This is a genomic window from Candidatus Paracaedibacter symbiosus (genome assembly GCF_000757605.1).
Lineage (GTDB): Bacteria > Pseudomonadota > Alphaproteobacteria > Paracaedibacterales > Paracaedibacteraceae > Paracaedibacter_A > Paracaedibacter_A symbiosus.
This window is the reverse complement of record NZ_JQAK01000001.1, coordinates 1-21,162: the sequence shown is the minus strand read 5'-3', so window position 1 is coordinate 21,162 and position 21,162 is coordinate 1. Positions and strand designations below refer to the sequence as shown.

Genomic DNA, 21,162 nt, shown 5'->3' with positions numbered 1-21,162 from the left:
CCTTTTATTTAGAGATTTTATGATGCCGATCGAGGGATTTTTGATAGTCCTTCAACTGCTTCATCACGGCATAAAAAACCGTATTTTTAGGGTAATTTCCCACCTTGTCCAGGCGGCCAGCGGGAAATTCCATCAAAATTTCTACGGCTTCTTCCACCGTATCTACCGCCCAGATAAAAAACTTTTCCTCTCGTATCGCGTTGGTGATCTCCTCCCGCAATATCAGGCTTTGCATGTTGGATTTGGGAATGATGACTCCTTGACTACCAGTCAAAACCCGGTGATTACAAATGCGGAAGAACCCTTCAATTTTATGAATTAGACCACCCACTGCTTGCACCTGACCAAACTGATTTACGGATCCTGTAACAGCCAGATCTTGGCGAATTGGAATTTGGGAAAGACTCGAGAGAATCGCAATAAGCTCTCCTAACGAGGCACTATCTCCTTCCACTTCACCGTAATTTTGCTCAAACGTGAGCGAGCAATTGCAACTCACAGGATGCTTTTGTGCGAAGACACCGTTCAAGTAACCATCTAAAATCATTGCGCCTTTTTGTTGAATAGGCCCCCCTAATTCTGTGAGGCGTTCAATATTGATGATTCCCTCCTCGCCTACATAAGTTCTGGCCGAGACTCGATTTGGCATCCCATATTGATGATCACCCGTATTAATAACGGTGAGAGCATTAATTTGGCCGACCGAAGCCCCTGCCGTATCAATTAACACAACACCAGATTCAATATCACGATGGGAACGATCTTCTAAAATACTATTACGAACTCGTCGGTTATAAAAGGCTTCTTTGGCATGGGTAAGATTGATGACTTCAGAGCCAGCCTCAGCTGCAATGGCTGCTGCCTCTCCGATGATGTCACCTAAAACCTCGAACTTAGAGCTAAATCGTTCACGATGATTGGTCCAACGGCAACTATACCCCAACATATATTGGATTGCCTCAAGCTCCACCGACTTTTTCGAGCCCTCAGTAGCAAAAAAGTGAATGAGCTTCGCATACGTGTCAATATTGTGTTGTGTTGCCGGCAAGTCAGGCTCAATATCAGCTTTAATCCGAAAATAGGATCTAAAATCAGGGTCATTAAAGAAGAAGCTGTAATACCACATAGGCGCGCCAACCAATACAATTTGAACATCTAAAGGTATTGGTTTTGGATCCGGCGCATCCAGCATCGGCATGGAATTCTCGCGATGACGTTCTTCAATTCGAATCTTTTTATCCCGAAGCGCGGTTTTAATCGCCAACCATAATTCGCCATTATTGGCAAGAGCTTCGGCGCGCAATACGAGAATCCCGCCGTTAGCCCGATGCAAATTTCCCGCTCGTATCATAGCAAAGTCGGTCGTATATCCCGTGGGCGCGGTTCGATATTTGATCGATCCAAATAAGCTTTCATAGGTTGGTGCGGGATCAATAATAACGGACGGATTCTTGTTCCCACGATTATCGACTAGCAAATTGACAACATATCTGTCGCTCACTTCAGACGCTATATCAGCATCAGAATCTTCTTCTAAAAAGTCATCGATATGCTCCAAAATATCTTTTTGTAGCTCATCGATCCACTCTCCCAAGTAAGCTGAAAACCCATCCACCAATGGCTTTACCAGCTTTCCCATCACTTTTTCAGCTTCTTCTTTTTTGATACACTGAATCTTTTTACTGAGCTCGCGGCCACTGATATGCGCCGCCGAAGTTACCTCGCCAATGCGCTCCCGAATTTCTTGAATATCCTGCTGAGTGTAAAGCTTTTCAGCCTCCTTGCCTTTCCCCTTTTTGTCCAACGTAATGATTGTAAATTCATCAGGACCGGATTCTATCTGGAGCCCCTTTGTATTGGCAAAACCTTGAACTTTATCAATTTTGGTCTGAACTTCCGTCTCTAAAGCGGCGGTTAAAGAGTTAACGTTGCTTACAAAAGCTGCGTTAGAGAATGTCTTTTGCAAGACATCACGCAGGGCATCAATAAATTCACGCATCACTTCTTGGAGCTGACATCCGATCCCTGCTGGCAACCGAAATGGTAAAGGGCGATGTGAGGAAATAAAATTATTCAAATAAACCCAGTCAAAAACAGGGGGCTGCTGGTGCATTGATTCCTTCAAGAACTCAATCGTTCCCGTCATGCGGCCACTGTCTTCACCGGCAACGACAAACATATGCGCATTGGTAGAACGCATCTTTAAGCCAAAGGCAAGGGCCTCTTTAGCTCTAGTATGCGACGATAAACCGAAGAAATTGACAGCAATGTCCGTTTTTAGCTCGACGCCTTTAATATTAAAACGAGGTAGCCCGACGACATCTGCAGAAAGCGGTGCTATGCTCATGATTACCACCAAAATTAAATTAATCTTAATTTTACTATAATATTATTAAATAAATTCTGTTAACATTAAATAAATTCTGTTAACAAATTTTGAAATCAAAATTATCGAAGGAGTGTAACGACGTCACAGGTGAAGACCAAAAGATGGCGAAGGGATATACTCATCAGCTTTCAAGCCTGTGACACGTCATTGCGAGGAGTAAAGCAACCTATCCTGCTATCCTGAGTTTGAGAGACGAGCAAGATTCCCGCTATCTTACAAAATAAAGATAATCCAAAGCCAAGAACAAAGGAATGAGGATGGCAAAAGACCAGGCCATATATCCTAAAAAGCTTGGCATTTTGATGTCTTGTTTTTCGGCGATAGAACGGATCATAAAGTTAGGAGCATTCCCAATATAACTTAAAGCCCCCATAAAAACAGAGCCACACGAAATGGCAACCAGCGTCTTGCTCATGGTTGTCATCAAAACAGCAGCTTCCCCCCCTGCCATATGGAAAAAGACAAGATAAGTGGGAGCATTGTCTAAAAAGGCAGAGAGTAATCCAGTTACCCAGAAATAAAAGTGATTATCAGGATTGCCATTGGGATTCGCCTGGATTAATAACTGAGTAAACGGCCCATCAAGCCCCGAATGCAACATCGCAATCACCGGAATAATGGTGATAAATATGGCTATAAAGATTTTAGCAACTTCGACAAAAGGTTCCCAAGAAAAGTCATTTTCGCGGTGGATAGAAACAGGCGTCAACACCCACGACATAATCCCAAACATTACCAGCAATACATCACGCAAAGCATGTGTTGCTTTTACATCAATTGCCAACAGAGTTGGTGAATCCACCCAGATCCCACTCAACCAAACTGTTAGCACAACGCCGACAAGGGGAATCAAGTTCACGAGACCAGTAATTTGAATTTTAGGCTCACCATCTTCCATTTCAATGACTTCACTCGCCGGTTCCCGCTCAAAGAAATAGCGATCAAAGGCATAAAATATCACCAATAGGGGAATAATTACCACTGCCCACGGCAGAACAAGGTTCTCCGCTGTCCAGGTAAAACTCACCCCTTTTAAATATCCCAAAAACAGCGGTGGATCACCAAGAGGTGTTAGGGTCCCTCCAATATTAGCGACAATAAAGATAAAAAAAACAACCACATGAACTTTTTTAAGACGATAGGCGTTCAGGCGAATAATGGGTCGAATCAACAGCATCGCTGCTCCCGTCGTCCCGATAAAACTTGCCAGCACCCCTCCAATAGCTAACGCCACCACATTGGTAAGCGGTGTTGCCTCTCCCGCAATGTTGATATGAATGCCGCTCGTGATGACAAACAGGGTTCCGATTAAGATAACGAAAGGCAGATAATCATGCAAAATCGTATGCTTCAGATCCCCCAAAACAATAAGCATATCAAAATGCCAACACAGTGAAGTGATACAAATTACAACCCATCCTAGAGCGATTTTAAAATAATGCTGATGCCAAAATTTAGGCACTAATGTTGGCCCTAAAGCGATAGACAACAACATTCCCACAAATGGAATGGCATATAAAAACTCACAAAGCTGATCTGTAAAAGTCATCATCAAAAAGCCTGCATCTCGTTATTTATAGGATAAAGCGGCGGTCGACATATTATATAACATCTGTCATCCCGTGCCTTTTTCTTGTCAAAGAGAGAACCATTCCAATGCCAATGCCAAGAGCGACCATCGATGATCCTCCATAGCTAACAAAAGGCATTGTCATTCCTTTGGTCGGAATGATATGCAACGTGGATGACATATTAATCACTGCCTGCATCCCAAATTGGAGAATCACTCCTGACGTTGCTAAAATTACAAAAAGACTTTGATCATTAATCACTCGCAAAAATGTTCGCACCACCACAAAAGCAAAAAGGCCGACTAAAAAGAGACAGACAAAGAGGCCAAATTCCTCGCCTGCGACAGCAAAAACAAAGTCAGCATGAGCATCGGGAATATGTTTTTTAATGATACCTTCCCCTGGCCCGCGCCCCAGAATTCCACCATTTTTAAAGGCTTCGAGCGACTGCGTTACCTGATAAAGATCATGCTTTGGATCACCCGACGCGGGGTCAAGAAACTGGTCAAAACGCCTGGCTACGTGAGGCAAAAAACAATAAGCGCCAAGCATCCCAACCAGACCAATGATAACAGTGCAACCAATCCATAAGAGTGGGATTCCCGCAATGAATAACTGCCCAACCAAAGTACTCACCATAACAATGGTCATCCCTAAATCTGGCTGCATCAAGAGCAAGCTAACTGGAATCAGCAGCAGGACAAAAGAGATGCTCAGTCCGGGAAATCGGGCAATTTTGAGTTTTTCAGAAAGCATCCAAGCCGCAACCACTGCAAAAGCTGGCTTAATAAATTCTGAGGCCTGGATAGAAAAGCTACCGATGCTTATCCAACGTCGGGCTCCTTTAACTTCAGCGCCACTCAACAAGGTAACGATTAACAAACCAATCCCACCAATATACATTAAGACAGCCATGCGTCTTAAAGAACGAGGGGTCAACAACGAGACAACAAACATAATGGCAACAGCTGGAATAATCATAAAGATATGGCGTTTGACAAAGAAAAATCCCCCTAAATTGAGACGATCAGCAACAGGTGGGCTAGCGGCAAAGCTTAAGAGAATTCCTAAAACCATAATAATCGTAATAGCCGCCAACGACCATCGATCAACTGTCCACCACCAACGACCAATAACGCTGGTATCTTTTCTTGAAAATGAATCTCTTAGCATATAGATTATTGTTCCTTTATGCGCATCATGTTTGAAAATGTGGATTTATACCATCGAGATTGGCGGCGACTTTTATTTGGGAGTGACGCGAATGGTTGGCCCTCTTTAAGGAGTGCCAAGATAAAATTGAGCCCATACATCAATAGGGAGAAATTTGTCGTTTCAGTCATGATGTGTATAACTTCTTCACCAGCTCTTTAAATATAGAGCCTCGATGTTCGAAATCTTTAAATTGATCAAAGCTGGCACAAGCCGGTGAAAAGAGAATAATTGCTTGTCTATCACCCGCATTTTTAGCCGCAGCAAAAGCACGTGCCACCGCTACATCCAAGGTATTACAGAGGTGATGCGGAACCTGATCACCGATTGTGACGGCAAACTCAGCTTCTGCCTGCCCAAAAAGAAAAGCTTCGCGAATCTTAGGGAAATAGGGAGCTAGACTCTGAATGCCATCACTCTTAGGAACTCCCCCAGCAATCCAATAAATTTGATCGTAAACCGAGAGCGCTTTTGACGCCGCATTGGCATTTGTCGCCTTACTATCGTTGATAAACACAACATTATCGATCTCTGCTACCCACTCCTGGCGATGGTGAAGCCCGGGAAATGTGGCTATACCTTTTAGAATTTCGGCCGACTCTAGCCCAAGCTGCAAACACACCCCCCAAGCAACAGCCGCATTCTGATAATTATGCTTTCCTTGTAAGCGAGGATAACTGCTTAGATCAGCAAGTTCTCTCACAAGATCCCCTTCAAGCTGCATGAGCTTGTTCCCATCCACCCAAAGTCCATTTCCCACCCGCCGTTCGCACGAAACAGAAAATGTAACATTCGAGGAAATTTGGCTGTGTTTGTAATACACCTCTTCAGAATAGGAATCATCCACTCCTATCACAGCCTTCGGCGTATCCTTTACATGATGAAAAATCTTGTATTTTGCCTGTATATATTGCTCGATCGTTCCATGGCGTTCCAAATGATCCTCACTAATATTGAGCCAAGCAACCACATTAATATTAAGATTTTTCGAAAGCTCTAGTTGATATGAGGAAAGCTCCAGCACGTAAATTCCTCGCGGACTCAACTTAGGCAAAGACAAAACAGAAATGCCAATATTGCCACCAATAGCTACTTCATAGCCTGCTGTCTTTAATATATGGCCAATAAGCGCTGTTGTGGTGGATTTACCATTTGTTCCCGTTATACCAACAATTATCGCCTCAGGATTAGCTTGGCGAAATAACTCACAATCACTGATAACGGGGATATTCAACTCGAGCGCCCGCCGTGATAGTGGATGAGTTAAGGGAATCCCGGGACTTTGAATGACAGCGGCGACTTCATCCCAAAAAATATGTTCTGCCGATACTACTGTTGCGCCTAACGTTAATGCTTGCTTTTGCTTTTCAGAATCGGCATCTACAGCAATTGGCACCGCCCCTCTTTCCAGCAACCACGAGACAGCTGCAAGACCAGAGCGTGCTAGGCCAAACACGACAATTTTTTTAGCCTTAACAGGATACACAGACATTTAGAGGGACCTTTTTTACACGCTAAAATTACTATATAGCTCTCCAGATGGGGACACAAGTATAATGACACCTCTCCATAAGTGGGAAAATTACCTTTAACGAAGTTTGAGAGTAGATAGCCCAATTAAGGCTAACACCGCGGCGATAATCCAAAAACGCACCACAACTGTTGATTCAGCCCAACCTTTTTTCTCAAAATGATGGTGAATGGGCGCCATCAAAAAAATGCGTTTCTTAGTCATCTTATAATAACCAACCTGCATGATGACTGAAAAGGCCTCAATCACAAACAATCCCCCAATAATGGCAAGCACAATTTCATGTTTTGTGATGATACTGACAATGCCAAGGGCACCGCCAGCAGCAAGAGAACCTGTATCCCCCATAAAGACTTTTGCTGGAGGAGCATTAAACCATAAAAACGCAAGTCCTGCTCCAATTAAGGCACCACAAAATACCGATATTTCACCAGCATTGGGAACGTGTGGGATTTGCAAATAAGCTGAAAAGACAGAGTTACCAACAAGATAGGCAATGAGTGCAAAACAAAATGTTGCAATCATCACCGGTACAATCGCCAACCCATCAAGACCATCAGTCAAGTTAACTGCATTGGATGAACCAATAATCACAAAAATAGAGAATAGATAAAAGAAAATGCCAAGATCTAACGTTAATTCTTTAAAGAAAGGAAAACTTAAAATCGTTGCATTATGCCCTTGATTTAAATACACAATAGAGAGGGTGGCGATGAGCGAAATAACGGCTTGACCTAAAATCTTAAGTCGACCAGGTAAACCATCAGAGCTGCGTTTCGTGAGCTTTAAATAATCGTCATAAGCCCCTATTCCCCCAAACCCAATAGTTACCAATAATACAACCCAAATATAATGGTTTTGAATATTTGCCCATAGTAAGGTGCTAATGGTCAGCGAAATCAAAATCAGCAGCCCCCCCATGGTGGGCGTCCCTTGCTTGGTTAACAAATGAGTTTGTGGACCATCAAGGCGAATTGGCTGGCCACTCCCCTGCCTACTTTTCAACCACCTAATAAGAGGGCTCCCTAAAAACATGCCGATGAACAGAGCCGTTAAGATGGCGGCCACAGTTCGAAATGTTAAATAGCGAAATAGATTAAAAAATCCAGATTCCGAGGCAAGCGGAGCTAAAAAGTAATAAAACATAAATTGTCTCTAACATGCATAAATTTTATTTTTAATAGAGGCAGCTTTCAAAAGTTCATCCACAACTAAACTTACACGACTTCCTTTGGATCCTTTGACTAAAATCACATCACCATTTTGCAAGTCGCGTCTTAATGACGGCACTAGGTCTAAGGGGTTGCGCACGCAAACATGTTGCTTGACTTCCGGCAAAACCACAAGACATTGCTGCATTGCTTCCCCCCCTGTCAAGTAGACAAGATCCACTTCATGCGCCTCTAAATAACGTCCCAATTCTTTGTGATGTGGTGTTGCGTAATTCCCTAATTCCAACATTTCGCCTAACACAGCAATGCGACGCCCCCGATGGGACCAGGAATATTCCATCAGCACATCAATTCCAGCTTTCATTGAAACTAAATTGGCATTATAGGCGTCATCAATCAAGGTTACTTTTTTGCCATCAATCTCAAGTTCATAAATCTCGCCCCGATTTTTAATAGCTGGCATTGTCTCTAACCGTGCGCAAACCTCATTCACATCAAGGTTTAAAGAAATCGCTACAGAAATAACTGACAAGCTATTCACCGCAAAATGTCGCCCTCGCAGAGGAAAAATATACTGCAGCTCTTCTCCCTCAATGCTGATATCAACCATACCACCACACTCATTAGAACGATAATTCAATAGACGCACGTCTGCGGCATCTGATTCCCCAAACCCAAGGATCTGTTTTGGTGAGTACTCAGCCGCAACGCTAGACAAAAAGGTATAAAATTCCGTATCACAGGGAATAATTGCTGTTCCTCCAGCGACTAATCCTGAATAAATTGCTGCTTTTTCTGTCGCAATTGCCTGCATACTGCCCATATTACCAATGTGAGCCGGCACAATTGAGGTGATTACACTAATATGGGGTTTAATGAGCGCGGCTAGAGGCGCAATTTCGCCGGCATGATTCATTCCAACTTCAAAAACACCAAATTTAGCCTCTTTAGGAAGACGCGCTAAACTTAAAGGGACCCCCCAATGATTATTAAAGCTCGCAGCAGAAAAACTGACATCACCAAAAACTTCTAAGACATGCGCCAAAATTTCTTTGGTCGAGGTTTTGCCAACACTTCCTGTAATAGCAATGATAGTTGCCAGGCTTCGCATGCGGGCAAATTCAGCCATTTCTCGCAAAGCTCGCAAAGTATCAAATACAACAATTTGTGGACAATTAAGCCCAGCTATTTCTTTAGAAACAAGAACAACAGCAGCACCATTTTGAACAGCTTGTTCTACAAATAAGTGACCATCCTGCGAAACACCTTGAAGTGCCACGAATAAATCACCAGCTTGTATTGTTCTGGAGTCAATGGAAACACCCGTAATCTCTAACTTAGGATCTAATGTGGTTCCAAAAATCTCGTTAAGCTCTATCCCAGTCCATACTACCATGTTGGTTCCTTTTTGACCTTCTTTGCCCTCAGAGAATTCGCTTTGGATTCTCCTTAAGGGAGGCAATTCAAATTTAGCACGACCATCCCCTCTGAAAATATATAATTGTTAACTTCCTAAAATCTGGCGCACTACCTGAACATCATCAAAGGGAATCACATCATTGCGAATAATCTGACCTATTTCATGTCCCTTCCCAGCAATAAGGAGTATATCTTGGGGACCCAACCCTTGGATTGCCTGGGAAATGGCAACAAAGCGATCTGCTACTTCTTGTCCCTTTGGACAATGACTTAAGACCTGAGCCCGAATAAAACTAGGATCTTCCAGACGCGGATTATCATCTGTTACAAAAACAACATCGGCACATTCATTGGCAGCTTCACCCATGGATGCGCGTTTTCCAGTATCCCGATTACCACCGCAACCAAAGACCACGTGGAGTTTTCCTTCCTCTGGCAAATGGTCCTTTAACGCCTGCAAAGCACGAATCAATGCATCAGGAGTGTGGGCGTAATCGACATAAATTGCCGCGCCTGATGTGGTCGTTCCTGCCAATTGCATCCGCCCAAGGGCGCTGGTTAAATGGGGCAAGACATTCATAATAGCATCAAGGGTGATTCCTTCCGCCATAACCATACCAATAGCGCAGAGAATATTTTCAACCTGGAAATTGCCGACAACCGGTATCCGAATTGCCTCCCAGATCTTATCTTGTGTTACGATGTCAAACTCAATATCGTGATTATGAAGGGAAATGTTTCTTGCCATCACATCAGCTGGGGTCTCTATCCCGTAAGTCACAACCTTGATACCCCGTGACTTGGTTAGAAGTATCAATGATTGTGCATAGGATGAGTCTAGATTGATTACAGCTGTCCCTTCAGCCGTCAACACTTCAGTGAATAGCTTTGATTTTGCTTCAAAATAGGCTTCCATACTGCCGTGATAATCTAGATGATCCTGAGTTAGATTCGTAAAAGCAGCCACAGTCACTTTGGCGCCATGGAGGCGATATTGATCAAGACCATGGCTAGAGGCCTCAAAAATAAAGTGGTTAATCTCGGCCTCATGCAGGGCCTGCAAAAGTTGATGCAACGAAATTGCATCCGGTGTTGTCAACTTTGGTAAGGAGATTTCTGGCGGATGATTTTGCGTCAATTCCAACCCTAACGTACCAAAACTTGCAGCCTTTAATCCAAAAAGCCCCCAGATTTGCCGCACAAATGTCGCCACAGAACTTTTGCCGTTTGTCCCTGTCACGGCCGCAATTGCCTTAGGCTGCTTAGGATAAAACAGCTGCGCTAACTCACTTAGCGCTTGTCTCGTGTTTTCAACGGGAATATAAAGTGCTTTTGGAAGTCGAGATTCATTTTGCACTAAAATCCCAGATTCAATCACCACGCCAGCAGCGCCGTTTTTCAACGCTAAAATCACATGAGAAATCACATCATCACACGTAATAGCAACAAATAGATCGCCGGTTTTTACCTGCCTTGAATCATTCTTTATCCCTGCGAAAGTCTTTGCTGCTAGGCTAAAATTTACATTATCTTTTAATAAGTTACTTTGGTTCATCGTTTTATTGTATTTTATGACTAATCGGTATTATGGAGCCTCCCAAATGATCCCCTTGATTGTCATCAAACACTGGTTGTACATCTAACAGGGGTGCCATTCGTGAGATGATTCTGCCAGAAACGGGCGCCGCCGTCCAGCCACCTGTTGCATATCCGTAAGTTTCTTTTGTTGGCTTTGGATCATCCATGAAAAGAATTAAAATATATTTTGGATTAGACTTTGGGAAAGCCCCAATAAATGTGGTCCGGCGGCTATTATTATAACCAGATCGGCCCTTGTTTCGATGAGCTGTCCCCGTTTTACCAAAAACTTCATAGCCAGGCACATCGGCCTTTTTAGCCGTTCCTTCGGTTACAACTAGACGCATTAAATTGCGTATATGTTCCGCTGTTTTAGGCGAAATAATTTGTTGCCCCTCCACCTGATCAAGCGTACTTGGATCCCGTTTCAACATTGTTGCTGAAAATTTCTTAATCCCTGTAATAACCGTACGCACAGCATCGACCAGCATGAGGGGACTAACCGCGATACCATACCCATAGGAGACGGTCATTGTGGTGACATCGCTCCAGGTTTTTGGAACGAGGGGCGCTCCAATCTCTGGCAATTCCAGCATGGGGGCAGATAGAAGTCCCAATCGCCCTAAATACTGACGCTGCATTTCACTTCCAAAATCTAACGCCATTTTGGCCGAGCCAATGTTGGAAGAATAAATAAAGACTTCGCGCACTTCCAAGGGACGATTTTTCCCTTTAAAGTCAGTGATTTTCTTGGAGCCAACCCGAATTGGCGCACTCGCATCATATAAAGTAGCAAGTTTTGCTTTACCCGATTCCAACGCAATTGCCGTGTTAAAGATTTTAAAAACTGAACCTGATTCGTAAATGCCAAGCGTATTTTTATTAAAGGTTGCTTCAACTGCGTTTTGATTGGGGAGGTTGGGATCATAATCAGGCAAGGACACCATCGCAAGGATTTCACCAGTTTCCACCTCCATCACCATTGCATTTGCCCCTTCGGCACGGAATTCCAGCACCGCTTTACTTAATTCGTCCCGCACAATGTGCTGAACCCGAACATCAAGCCCTAACTGCAGCGGCTTACTATCTTTGCGCAAGCGCACATCAAATTGTTTTTCAATTCCAGCTAAACCTAAATTATCAATACCGCAATACCCAAGCACGTGAGAAACTAAATTACCATGGGGATAAACACGCCGTTGGTCCTTTTGTAAATACACGCCAGGAATACCCAAAAGATTCATTTCATGTTGTAGTTTAGGGGGGATGTGACGCACAATCCAGATGAAACCTTTATCTGACTTTAACTTTTTCAGGACAGTTTCATAATCTAAATCTGGCATCAACGTTGATAGCTTTAAGGCGGCATCTTCAGCATTAAGAATGACCTTCGGATTAGCATAAACCGAAGCAGTCACTAAGTGGGTGGCCAAAATTTCACCATTACGATCAACGATATCTGCGCGATGGGACGTATCTTGCTCTGCTAAGATGACATCCTCAACCATCTCGTCATTATGGGAATGCAAAACCATCACATCAAACAACCGAATGGTAACTAGCAAAAATGCCAGACAAAAGACACCCCCCATCACTAAGGTGCGATTACGTGCCATTTCCAGCACCGATTTGTCATGCATCAGCTGCTGCCAGGAATTTAAATGATGCGCCAAGATTTGAACTGAGCGATTCAATAATCGCCTGACAGAGCGCCCATTGCTACTCACTGTCAATACCTCCAAGTATATCGTCAAGCGACAAAGCAGCCCTCCCCTCATCATCAAGGACATTGGAGACCAGTTGATCTAGGGCAAATCTATTTTGAATTCCAACTGTTTGATTTGCTTCGCACTCACCGGTAACCTGACGGAGGGAGACAAGTTGCTTACCTGAAACAGGCACAATTTCCAAGTGCTTATCGGCTAGTTTTTGTAATCTTTCTGGACTCGTCAAATGGGACCATTCCGCATTCAAAATAGAGATGGCTTCTTCCGATTTTTTGAGAGAGTGGTGAATAGTTTTATGCTGCCCCTCGAGTTTCATTACCTCATATTTTAGCTGAAATAAACCAAACCCCACAACGGAAGTCATTAAAACAACGAATAAGGTTGAGCGTCTCACGATTCCACCTCGCTGACATACAACCGTTCTACTACCCGAAGACGAGATGATCTCGAGCGTGGATTTGCTTCAATCTCACCATCTGACGGCGCGATTCCCTTCGGAAAAAGGTCTTTGAATAAAGGTTGATTTGTTGCCATTTCGCCAGGTAATAGACGCGACTGACCTTTCACCCGTGAAGTCCGCGCGCGCACAAATGTCTTGACAATCCTATCTTCTAAGGAATGAAATGTGACTGTCACCAACCGCCCTTTTGGTTTCAAATATAATTCAGCAAAACTTAAGCCAGACTCTACTTCTATTAACTCATTATTTACAAAAATGCGCAAGGCTTGAAAGGTTAACGTGGCTGGGTGTTGAGCGCCAAATTTGCGCCCTAAAATTTTTTCGATAAGTGAAGCGAGATCCGCTGTGGTTGTAAACGGTTTTTCCAACCGACGCCGGACTATAGCATTCGCAATGCGTCGCGATTTTCGCTCCTCCCCATATCTGTAAATGATGTTAGCAATATCTTCTTCTTCAAAAGTGTTCACAACCTCAGCAGCTGAAAGACCAGAAGATGACATCCGCATATCTAAAGGCCCCTCAAAACGAAAAGAAAATCCCCGCTCAGGTTGATCAATTTGAAAAGATGAAACACCGAAATCAAAAACAATGCCATCAAACTTTTCCCAAAAATTGGTTGCCGCCAACTGGAATAAATCTGAAAAACATCCCTCAAAAATCCTAAAGCGGTGTGGATATTTTTGCTCCAGCAATTTACCCCGCGCAATTGCTTCAGGATCCCGATCAAGAGCAAAAACCTGGCAATCTGCAGATTTTAAAATCGCCTCAGAATATCCACCACCACCAAAAGTGGCATCAAGATAGGTTGCCTGATCTCGTATGTTAAGAGCATTCAACATTTCAGATAGCAGAACAGGAATATGGCTATTACTCATTACTACCTCCCTGTTGGAGTTTGTTTCTTAGCTCCTCATGGTGTGCTTTAAATTGTTCAGGATTCCACAACTCAAAAGTTGCGCCTCGGCCTACAAAAGCGATTTGATCAACAATACTGGCATGTTCCAATAAACTTGGCGGGATGGAGATGCGTCCTTCTGCATCAAAACTTAGCAATTGAGCCTCAGCAAAAATAAAAGATTGATAGTTGTTTTGTGTTGCCGTTGGTTCCAAACTTAACGAATCATACTGCTGACTTAATTGCATCATTCGCTCAAAGCTACATCCCTCAACAATCGGTTGATGAAGAGAACGAAACAATACTACACCAGGAGACTCTTGAGTTTGCAAAACGGCACGAAAAGAAGCAGGCACAGAAACTCGTCCTTTTTTATCTATTTTATTAATAGTGTTTGATAAAAAAAGTGCCATACTACCTCACACAAAAACCAGCCACAAAGAATGGTCCTTATGTATGGGATATCATGGGATGAGATGGGAGTCAATGGGAACATATTCAAAACTAAAAGAAAAATACAAAAATTTACAAAGAGTAAACAAATTTTCCCAAGCCCCTTCCATTCTTATAGAAATCTAAGGGTGCCCGCTGAAATTCAGGAGATAGCTAAATCAATCAAAACAGCTTCTTACAGCCGTGGAGAAATATTCTTCTGTTAAACCAAACACATGGCTAAAGCCGGATTAAAAGAACTTTAAGTACTTGGGATTTATTGGCTCATCGCCTTTAAATTTATGAACGTTGAATATTATTCCTTTGGAATCGACTTCGTTAAAAAACAATTCATTTTTGTCTTCTTTGTTGCTTAAATAGAAAAAGTTGTCATTAAAAGGTAAATGGAAGTATCGTTTTTAAAATAAAAAAGGATGATCTATGCCTTATAAAGAACGTATTAGGCGCTCAGGCGCTATTAATACCAGATTATAATCAAGCTTTAATAAACAGAGGAGATCTCACTTTATGGCTTTGTAAGGATCTTCACCATAAGTGGTACGCGCAAAAATCTCCTATTCCTAAAAAAGGGCGGCCCCTTCACTATTCTGATCATGCCATTACACTAGTGCTAACATTAAGGCTCATCTTTAAATAAAAACTTAGGCAAGCTCAAGGGTTAGTCAAGTCATTGTTTCATCTCCTTGGCCTTCAATTGGATGTTCCCAATTATACGAGACTATCACGCCGAGGGACTGTCCCTTTAATCACGCGCCAATTAGAAAAAATGGATGAACCTGGTCATCTTGTCATTGATAGTACAGGTATTAAAGTATTTGGAGAAAGTGAATCGCTCGAAAAAAAATATGGCAAACAGTACAAACGCAAAGTCTGGCGTAAGCTTCATCTTGGCATTAACAGCAAGGGATTAATTGTTTCTCGGATAATGACAAGTCATTTAACAGATGATCGATCCTGCTTAGAGACTCACCTTATGCAGGCTGATGCAACAAAAGTAAAAGAGCTTATTGCTGGTGCGGGATTACATCTTAGGTGTTTCATCATGAACACTTTTACTAATCTTGGCATGCCGGAATCAGTTAAAATCTAATAAATACGGGAAAAGGGGGACTTTATTCTTTCGTCCTATTTGCGCAACAATGCCCAGATCCTTCGGATTGTTATGCAGGTGCCGGGGTCAATGTCACGCGGATCAGCAATTAGCGCACAGGAAATTATGAAGTTGGGAACCCTAATCCGAAAAGATGGAAAAATCATCCCCATTTCTGAAGCACAACCCGCCAAATTCGATTTCGGAACTGGCGCCGTAAGTTGCCTCCCCTTATCCTTTGGGGACCTTATCACCGCATGGCATTCAACTGATATCCCGATGTTCGTGGATGCTACTGGCGCAGCTTTCCCTGAAGGTGATGTTCTTGAACTGCCGGATGGGCCAGGGGAAGATGAGAAAGCAAGCAATCCTGCAAAAGTGCTTGCTGAGGTTGCTGTTTCTGATGGCTTTAAATCCTATGATGTCATGGAAATACTCAATGGCTATTCATATACGCCTTTATCAGCGGTTGAGGCAGTGCGTCAGGTACTAGATGGCAAATTCAAGCCTGGTTTCCAGACACTGGTAACTGTCTTCGGGCCGGATTTTTCCTTTACAATTCCCCATACCCGTTTAATCACAGTAATAACAAAAGTTGAAAAAGAGTTAAATAACCAAAACCCTCCCTGTTAATGATTATTTTATTTTAACCAAGAAGTTTATTGTCGATCTATGAAAGCATAGAATAATCAAAATTTAGGAGGCGTCTTATGCTTTACCATTGCCATTTTATTAGCATAATTCATAAAGCTTTTATCTCGCAAATTATATTTTCTTTTTCTATTTTTCTCTCTTTATCCGCCTGGGCGATGGAGAAAGACGATGATTTGGTAAATTTGCATGAACAAATACGTAAAGGGCAGGCCGTTTATGCTGTAGGTTTTAACTTGCAAGGAGCAAACCTTCAAGGCCTAAAATTTAAAGATGCTAATTTTTCCAGAGCAAATTTAAAGGGGGTAAATTTCTCAGAGGCAAATTTATCAAGAGCGATATTTAGCTATGCTGAAATGCCAAAAGCAGACTTTTCCCGTGCAAAATTAAAATGGGCAGATTTTACAGATGCAAATATTAATGGGGCAATATTTAAAGGAGCTAGCTTGCTCTGTATAGAATATCATTCCGTCCGTTCAGCGAAAGGCACCCTATTTGAAGATAGAAGAGAGATCTTAAATAAATTAATAGAAGAACAAAGAGTTTATAATATTAAAAAAAATTTCTTACAGGTGATGCTCCTTCTATTTCTATTAAGAAAATTCCAACTTTGCAAACTGTTCATACATATTTGCAGAAAAAATTAAATAGCTTATATAAAGAGGGAAGAGAATATACTATTCTAGATTTCCGTTCATTTGAGATTGACGATAATATTGTAAAGGAACTATCCACTTATCCTCTCGTAGAACTTCAAGCAGATAAAGCTAGAGAGTGCTTAATCTTTCTAAAAGCTCCCCTTTTCAAAACTTCAGTTAAGAAGGTGATACCTATCTGCAAGGATCATGCTTTAATAATTTTTCTAAAAAATGAAGATAAAGATAATGTATCCCGGCGAAGAGAGCCTTTCTATCCTACCCTTGATCTTCATGGAAAAGCATCTATAGCCTTAAAATGCCAATGGATTAATGATTTCGTTAAGAAATTTAGCAGTCATAAAATGTACGCTATAGAAATTATTACGGGAAGAGGACTTCATAATCCTAAAGGTGAAATGGGAGTTTTGTGGAGCTCATGTGGCCGATATTTATTGAGCAAAAAGCTACAGCCTTATATACATGCAATTTATCCTATAAACAAGGAAGGGGGCTGGAAGATTATTCTTAAAGGTACTCAATATGATAAAATAGTAAAAAATAAAAAAGGAAGCTTTCATAAAACTCTCAATTTTTATGGCACAAATCCGCCCTTTAAGAACCCAAAATTAATTACAATTCCTTCAGATCAAACGGTAAAACTTACTAGCACTGCAAAACTTAAAAGGCCAAAAAAAGGGCTGTATTTACTTTAAAAGATTTTATAACATTTGAATAAGCAAAGTGAGAAGCTACAATTCTACAATTTCCCACCCAGCATTGGATTCCCAATGGCTTTGATACTTGTATGTTGACAGGAACTTTGTAAGATGATCACTTGCAAGGATGAGACAGGGATCATTTATAATATGTTAGGGGAGTAACTTCGTAAGATAATTCTGATTCTCTGTCTCTTTCATTCGGCATGATTATTTAAAGTGTCATCTTGATAGAACTGTAGAATATCCATTTTAGGTATGGATATACTACCCCAGTTTGGAAAAAGGTTGAAATAAAGGATTCTTTCTGTTGATTTAAACACCAACAGGAGGAGGAAGATGCAACGGGGACAATGGGCAAGTTGAGAAGAAGGCTCTGATTGTCCTCTTAGGGCAGAGAGAACAATCAGTGGCCACACTATTGTAATGAGCATGGGATCAGCCAGTCCCAGTATTATCTATGGCGGGATCAGTTTCGCTTGCTAAATAGAGGGCACTGTAGAGTATGTTGGCGACTGTTAAAGCCATTGGGAAATGGGAGGTAATCCATATCAAATTAGTTATCGATTTAAATTAAAACCCCCAATCAAAAAGCAAAAGAACCAAAGAAATGACTTCCTCATAATTAAAATTAAAATGATTTATCTGAAAAAGCGACAGTTTTACCATTAACTTAACAGGGTGGAAGAAGAAAACAAATAAAGCAATGTAAATGTAAAAGAAGAAAAAAAGGAAGAAGAGAAGGAACAGAAAAAGGATATAGAGTAAGCTTGGCAGCGACCTACTTTCCCAGGACTTAAGCCCAAGTATCATTGGCGCGGAGGGTCTTAACGGTCGAGTTCGGGATGGGATCGCGTGTTTTCCCCTCGCTATGACTACCAAGCCAACTCTATACCCTTTAGTATAGAATTGGATAATTGTGATGAAAAAATCAATTTTTCTATTGACATTACCTGGGTGTGGGTAAACGTGGTTGAGTAAATCAAGCCAATTGAGCTATTAGTAGTGGTTAGCTGAACTCATTACTGAGCTTACACATCCACCCTATCAACGTGATGGTCTATCACGGCTCTAATGGCGATACCTAGTTTTGAGATGAGTTTCCTGCTTAGATGCTTTCAGCAGTTATCTCGTCCGTACTGTAGCTACTCGGCGATGCAGCTGGCGCTACAACCGATACACCAGAGGTACGTCCATCCCGGTCCTCTCGTACTAGGGACAGGTTCTCTCAAGTATCGAACACCCACGGCAGATAGGGACCGAACTGTCTCACGACGTTCTGAACCCAGCTCACGTACCACTTTAATCGGCGAACAGCCGAACCCTTGGGACCTGCTTCAGCCCCAGGATGTGATGAGCCGACATCGAGGTGCCAAACCTCCCCGTCGATGTGGACTCTTGGGGGAGATCAGCCTGTTATCCCCGGCGTACCTTTTATTCGTTGAGCGATGGCCCTTCCATGAGGAACCACCGGATCACTATGACCGACTTTCGTCTCTGTTCGACATGTGTGTCTTACAGTCAGGCAGGCTTATGCCATTGCACTCAACAGTTGATTTCCGACCAACTTGAGCCTACCATTGCGCGCCTCCGTTACTCTTTCGGAGGCGACCGCCCCAGTCAAACTACCCACCATGCAGGGTCCTGGACCAGGATAACTGGCCTCAGTTAGATATCAAGAACAATAAGGGTGGTATTTCAAGATTGCCTCCCACCGAACTGGCGCCCGGCTTTCATAGGCTCCCACCTATCCTACACATATTATTCCTAATACCACTGCAAAGCTGTAGTAAAGGTGCACGGGGTCTTTCCGTCTGACCGCGGGAACTCCGTATCTTCACGGAGAATCCAATTTCACTGAGTTGGTGTTGGAGACAGTGGGGAAGTCGTTACGCCATTCGTGCAGGTCGGAACTTACCCGACAAGGAATTTCGCTACCTTAGGACCGTTATAGTTACGGCCGCCGTTTACTGGGGCTTCAATTCAGTGCTTGCACACCTCCTCTTAACCTTCCAGCACCGGGCAGGCGTCAGACCATATACTTCGTCTTGCGACTTTGCATAGTCCTGTGTTTTTGTTAAACAGTCGCTACCCCCGATTCTGTGCCACCTAGTTGAAGTTGCCTTTGACTAGGCATCCCTTATTCCGAAGTTACGGGATCAATTTGCCGAGTTCCTTCAACACCATTCTCTCAAGCGCCTTAGTATATTCTACTCATCCACCAGTGTCGGTTTCGGGTACGGTCTATACGTGAGGGTTATTTCCTGGAAGTTCTTCGCTGCTGGTTCCAATCCGATCAGGACCAACAACTTACGACCTTCGTCACCTCTCACAGGTTACAGAATATTAACTGTATTCCCATCGACTACGGCTTTCGCCCTCGCCTTAGGGGCCGACTAACCCTACGTTGATTAACATTGCGTAGGAACCCTTGGATTTACGGCGATAGAGTCTTTCACTCTATTTAACGTTACTTATGTCAGCATTCTCACTTCTGATACCTCCAGCCGCTCTCACGAGTCGACCTTCACAGGCTTACAGAACGCTCCGCTACCGCTTGGATTGTAATCACAATCCAAACTCGCATCTTCGGTGCATGGCTTTAGCCCCGTTACATTTTCGGCGCAGGATAACTTATCTAGACCAGTGAGCTGTTACGCTTTCTTTAAAGGATGGCTGCTTCTAAGCCAACCTCCTGGCTGTCTTGGTCGTCCCACATCCTTTCCCACTTAGCCATGACTTGGGGACCTTAGATGGCGATTAGGGCTGTTTCCCTCTCGACTATGGACCTTAGCACCCATAGTCTGTCTGCTGGGCTGTACTGTTCGGTATTCGGAGTTTGATTGGGTTTGGTAAGGATCGCTCCCCCCTAGCCCATTCAGTGCTCTACCCCCGAGAGTAATCGCCCAACGCTCTACCTCAATAGATTTCGCGGAGAACCAGCTATTTCCGAGTTTGATTGGCCTTTCACCCCTAGCCACAGGTCATCCCCTGCTTTTGCAACAGAAGTGGGTTCGGTCCTCCAGTGCATGTTACTGCACCTTCAACCTGCCCATAGCTAGATCACTCGGTTTCGGGTCTAATCCCTGCAACTCATCGCCCTATTCAGACTCGCTTTCGCTACGCCTACACCTAACGGCTTAAGCTTGCTACAGAGATTAACTCGTTGACCCATTATACAAAAGGTACGCGGTCACTCCATAAAGGAGCTCCCGCTGCTTGTAGGCATTCGATTTCAGATTCTATTTCACTCCCCTTGTCGGGGTTCTTTTCACCTTTCCCTCACGGTACTTGTACGCTATCGGTCACTAGGGAGTACTTAGGCTTGGAGGGTGGTCCCCCCATGTTCAGACAGGATTTCACGTGTCCCGCCTTACTCAAGGACTTTTTAAGTTTTTACCCATACGGGGCTATCACCTATTATTGCCTGCTTTTCCAAACAGTTCTGGTTATTCTTAAAAAGCCACTGGCCTGGTCCGCGTTCGCTCGCCACTACTAACGGAGTCTCGGTTGATGTCCTTTCCTCCGGTTACTGAGATGTTTCAGTTCACCGGGTTCGCCTCGCCGACCTATGTATTCAGTCGGCGATCACCCTTGCGGGTGGGGTTGCCCCATTCGGAAATCCACGGATCAACGGGCGCTCGCCCCTCCCCATGGCTT

At 43.2% G+C, this 21,162-nt stretch carries 14 protein-coding genes, 2 rRNA genes and 1 pseudogene; 4 read left to right on the top strand and 13 right to left on the bottom strand.

All coding sequences use genetic code 11. From position 1 onward, the window contains the following. Positions 1 to 4: 4 nt before the first annotated feature. The 11 genes from IG80_RS0100090 to IG80_RS0100040 form a co-directional block, all read right to left on the bottom strand. A complete protein-coding gene (locus IG80_RS0100090) occupies positions 5 to 2,347 on the bottom strand; it encodes an ATP-binding protein (protein ID WP_052045780.1) in 2,343 nt (780 codons plus the stop codon). A 250-nt stretch (positions 2,348 to 2,597) separates the two neighbouring features. Continuing rightward, positions 2,598 to 3,941, bottom strand: coding sequence for a sodium:proton antiporter (locus IG80_RS0100085; protein ID WP_052045778.1), 1,344 nt, complete (start codon positions 3,939 to 3,941; stop codon positions 2,598 to 2,600). A gap of 49 nt (positions 3,942 to 3,990) precedes the next feature. Further along, on the bottom strand, positions 3,991 to 5,133 hold the full coding sequence (locus IG80_RS0100080) for an FtsW/RodA/SpoVE family cell cycle protein (protein WP_032112079.1): 1,143 nt from the start codon (positions 5,131 to 5,133) through the stop codon (positions 3,991 to 3,993). 166 nt (positions 5,134 to 5,299) lie between these two features. Continuing rightward, positions 5,300 to 6,664 carry a UDP-N-acetylmuramoyl-L-alanine--D-glutamate ligase gene (gene murD, locus IG80_RS0100075; protein WP_084755975.1) on the bottom strand — a complete coding sequence of 455 codons (1,365 nt, stop codon included), beginning with the start codon at positions 6,662 to 6,664 and terminating at the stop codon, positions 5,300 to 5,302. A gap of 96 nt (positions 6,665 to 6,760) precedes the next feature. Then, positions 6,761 to 7,849 carry a phospho-N-acetylmuramoyl-pentapeptide-transferase gene (gene mraY / locus IG80_RS0100070; RefSeq protein WP_032112078.1) on the bottom strand — a complete coding sequence of 363 codons (1,089 nt, stop codon included), beginning with the start codon at positions 7,847 to 7,849 and terminating at the stop codon, positions 6,761 to 6,763. A 9-nt stretch (positions 7,850 to 7,858) separates the two neighbouring features. Further along, positions 7,859 to 9,271 (bottom strand): UDP-N-acetylmuramoyl-tripeptide--D-alanyl-D-alanine ligase, encoded by a 1,413-nt coding sequence (locus tag IG80_RS0100065; RefSeq protein WP_156961969.1) that lies wholly within the window; start codon positions 9,269 to 9,271, stop codon positions 7,859 to 7,861. A 108-nt stretch (positions 9,272 to 9,379) separates the two neighbouring features. Beyond that, positions 9,380 to 10,849 carry a UDP-N-acetylmuramoyl-L-alanyl-D-glutamate--2,6-diaminopimelate ligase gene (locus tag IG80_RS0100060; protein WP_052045775.1) on the bottom strand — a complete coding sequence of 490 codons (1,470 nt, stop codon included), beginning with the start codon at positions 10,847 to 10,849 and terminating at the stop codon, positions 9,380 to 9,382. Between the two features lie 4 nt (positions 10,850 to 10,853). Beyond that, a complete protein-coding gene (locus IG80_RS0100055) occupies positions 10,854 to 12,599 on the bottom strand; it encodes a peptidoglycan D,D-transpeptidase FtsI family protein (protein WP_052045773.1) in 1,746 nt (581 codons plus the stop codon). Continuing rightward, positions 12,592 to 12,993 carry a cell division protein FtsL gene (gene ftsL, locus IG80_RS12995; protein WP_156961968.1) on the bottom strand — a complete coding sequence of 134 codons (402 nt, stop codon included), beginning with the start codon at positions 12,991 to 12,993 and terminating at the stop codon, positions 12,592 to 12,594. The genes IG80_RS0100055 and ftsL overlap by 8 nt, the downstream gene beginning before the upstream one ends. Then, positions 12,990 to 13,934: a 16S rRNA (cytosine(1402)-N(4))-methyltransferase RsmH gene (rsmH, locus tag IG80_RS0100045; protein ID WP_032112077.1), complete on the bottom strand. Its 945-nt coding sequence runs from the start codon at positions 13,932 to 13,934 to the stop codon at positions 12,990 to 12,992. Before rsmH ends, ftsL begins: the two co-directional genes overlap by 4 nt. Then, on the bottom strand, positions 13,927 to 14,367 hold the full coding sequence (locus IG80_RS0100040) for a division/cell wall cluster transcriptional repressor MraZ (protein WP_032112076.1): 441 nt from the start codon (positions 14,365 to 14,367) through the stop codon (positions 13,927 to 13,929). Before IG80_RS0100040 ends, rsmH begins: the two co-directional genes overlap by 8 nt. Before the next feature lie 460 nt (positions 14,368 to 14,827). On the opposite strand from IG80_RS0100040, the pseudogene IG80_RS14550 reads away from it, so the two are divergent. The 4 genes and pseudogenes from IG80_RS14550 to IG80_RS0100015 all read left to right on the top strand — a co-directional run bounded on the left by IG80_RS14550 (position 14,828) and on the right by IG80_RS0100015 (position 17,499). Beyond that, positions 14,828 to 15,497: pseudogene (locus IG80_RS14550) on the top strand (IS5 family transposase). Positions 15,498 to 15,587: 90 nt separating this feature from the next. Continuing rightward, entirely contained in the window at positions 15,588 to 16,130 is a 543-nt protein-coding gene (locus tag IG80_RS0100025) for a saccharopine dehydrogenase family protein (RefSeq protein WP_156961967.1), read from the top strand. A 77-nt stretch (positions 16,131 to 16,207) separates the two neighbouring features. Next, positions 16,208 to 16,795, top strand: coding sequence for a pentapeptide repeat-containing protein (locus IG80_RS12985; protein WP_052045769.1), 588 nt, complete (start codon positions 16,208 to 16,210; stop codon positions 16,793 to 16,795). After that, positions 16,780 to 17,499 carry a hypothetical protein gene (locus tag IG80_RS0100015; RefSeq protein ID WP_032112074.1) on the top strand — a complete coding sequence of 240 codons (720 nt, stop codon included), beginning with the start codon at positions 16,780 to 16,782 and terminating at the stop codon, positions 17,497 to 17,499. The genes IG80_RS12985 and IG80_RS0100015 overlap by 16 nt, the downstream gene beginning before the upstream one ends. Before the next feature lie 771 nt (positions 17,500 to 18,270). Here IG80_RS0100015 and rrf read toward each other — a convergent pair. Both rrf and IG80_RS0100005 read right to left on the bottom strand, forming a co-directional pair. Further along, positions 18,271 to 18,385, bottom strand: a 5S ribosomal RNA gene (gene rrf, locus IG80_RS0100010). Between the two features lie 95 nt (positions 18,386 to 18,480). After that, a 23S ribosomal RNA gene (locus IG80_RS0100005) occupies positions 18,481 to 21,162 on the bottom strand; the annotation flags it as partial.

Bases quoted from the DNA above. Each gene is read 5' to 3' on its own strand.
- IG80_RS0100090 (WP_052045780.1), bottom strand. From the start codon at position 2,347: ATGAGCATAGCACCGCTTTCTGCAGATGTCGTCGGGCTACCTCGTTTT.
- IG80_RS0100085 (WP_052045778.1), bottom strand. From the start codon at position 3,941: ATGATGACTTTTACAGATCAGCTTTGTGAGTTTTTATATGCCATTCCA.
- IG80_RS0100080 (WP_032112079.1), bottom strand. From the start codon at position 5,133: ATGCTAAGAGATTCATTTTCAAGAAAAGATACCAGCGTTATTGGTCGT.
- murD (WP_084755975.1), bottom strand. From the start codon at position 6,664: ATGTCTGTGTATCCTGTTAAGGCTAAAAAAATTGTCGTGTTTGGCCTA.
- mraY (WP_032112078.1), bottom strand. From the start codon at position 7,849: ATGTTTTATTACTTTTTAGCTCCGCTTGCCTCGGAATCTGGATTTTTT.
- IG80_RS0100065 (WP_156961969.1), bottom strand. From the start codon at position 9,271: ATGGTAGTATGGACTGGGATAGAGCTTAACGAGATTTTTGGAACCACA.
- IG80_RS0100060 (WP_052045775.1), bottom strand. From the start codon at position 10,849: ATGAACCAAAGTAACTTATTAAAAGATAATGTAAATTTTAGCCTAGCA.
- rsmH (WP_032112077.1), bottom strand. From the start codon at position 13,934: ATGAGTAATAGCCATATTCCTGTTCTGCTATCTGAAATGTTGAATGCT.
- IG80_RS0100040 (WP_032112076.1), bottom strand. From the start codon at position 14,367: ATGGCACTTTTTTTATCAAACACTATTAATAAAATAGATAAAAAAGGA.
- IG80_RS0100025 (WP_156961967.1), top strand. From the start codon at position 15,588: ATGTCACGCGGATCAGCAATTAGCGCACAGGAAATTATGAAGTTGGGA.
- IG80_RS12985 (WP_052045769.1), top strand. From the start codon at position 16,208: ATGCTTTACCATTGCCATTTTATTAGCATAATTCATAAAGCTTTTATC.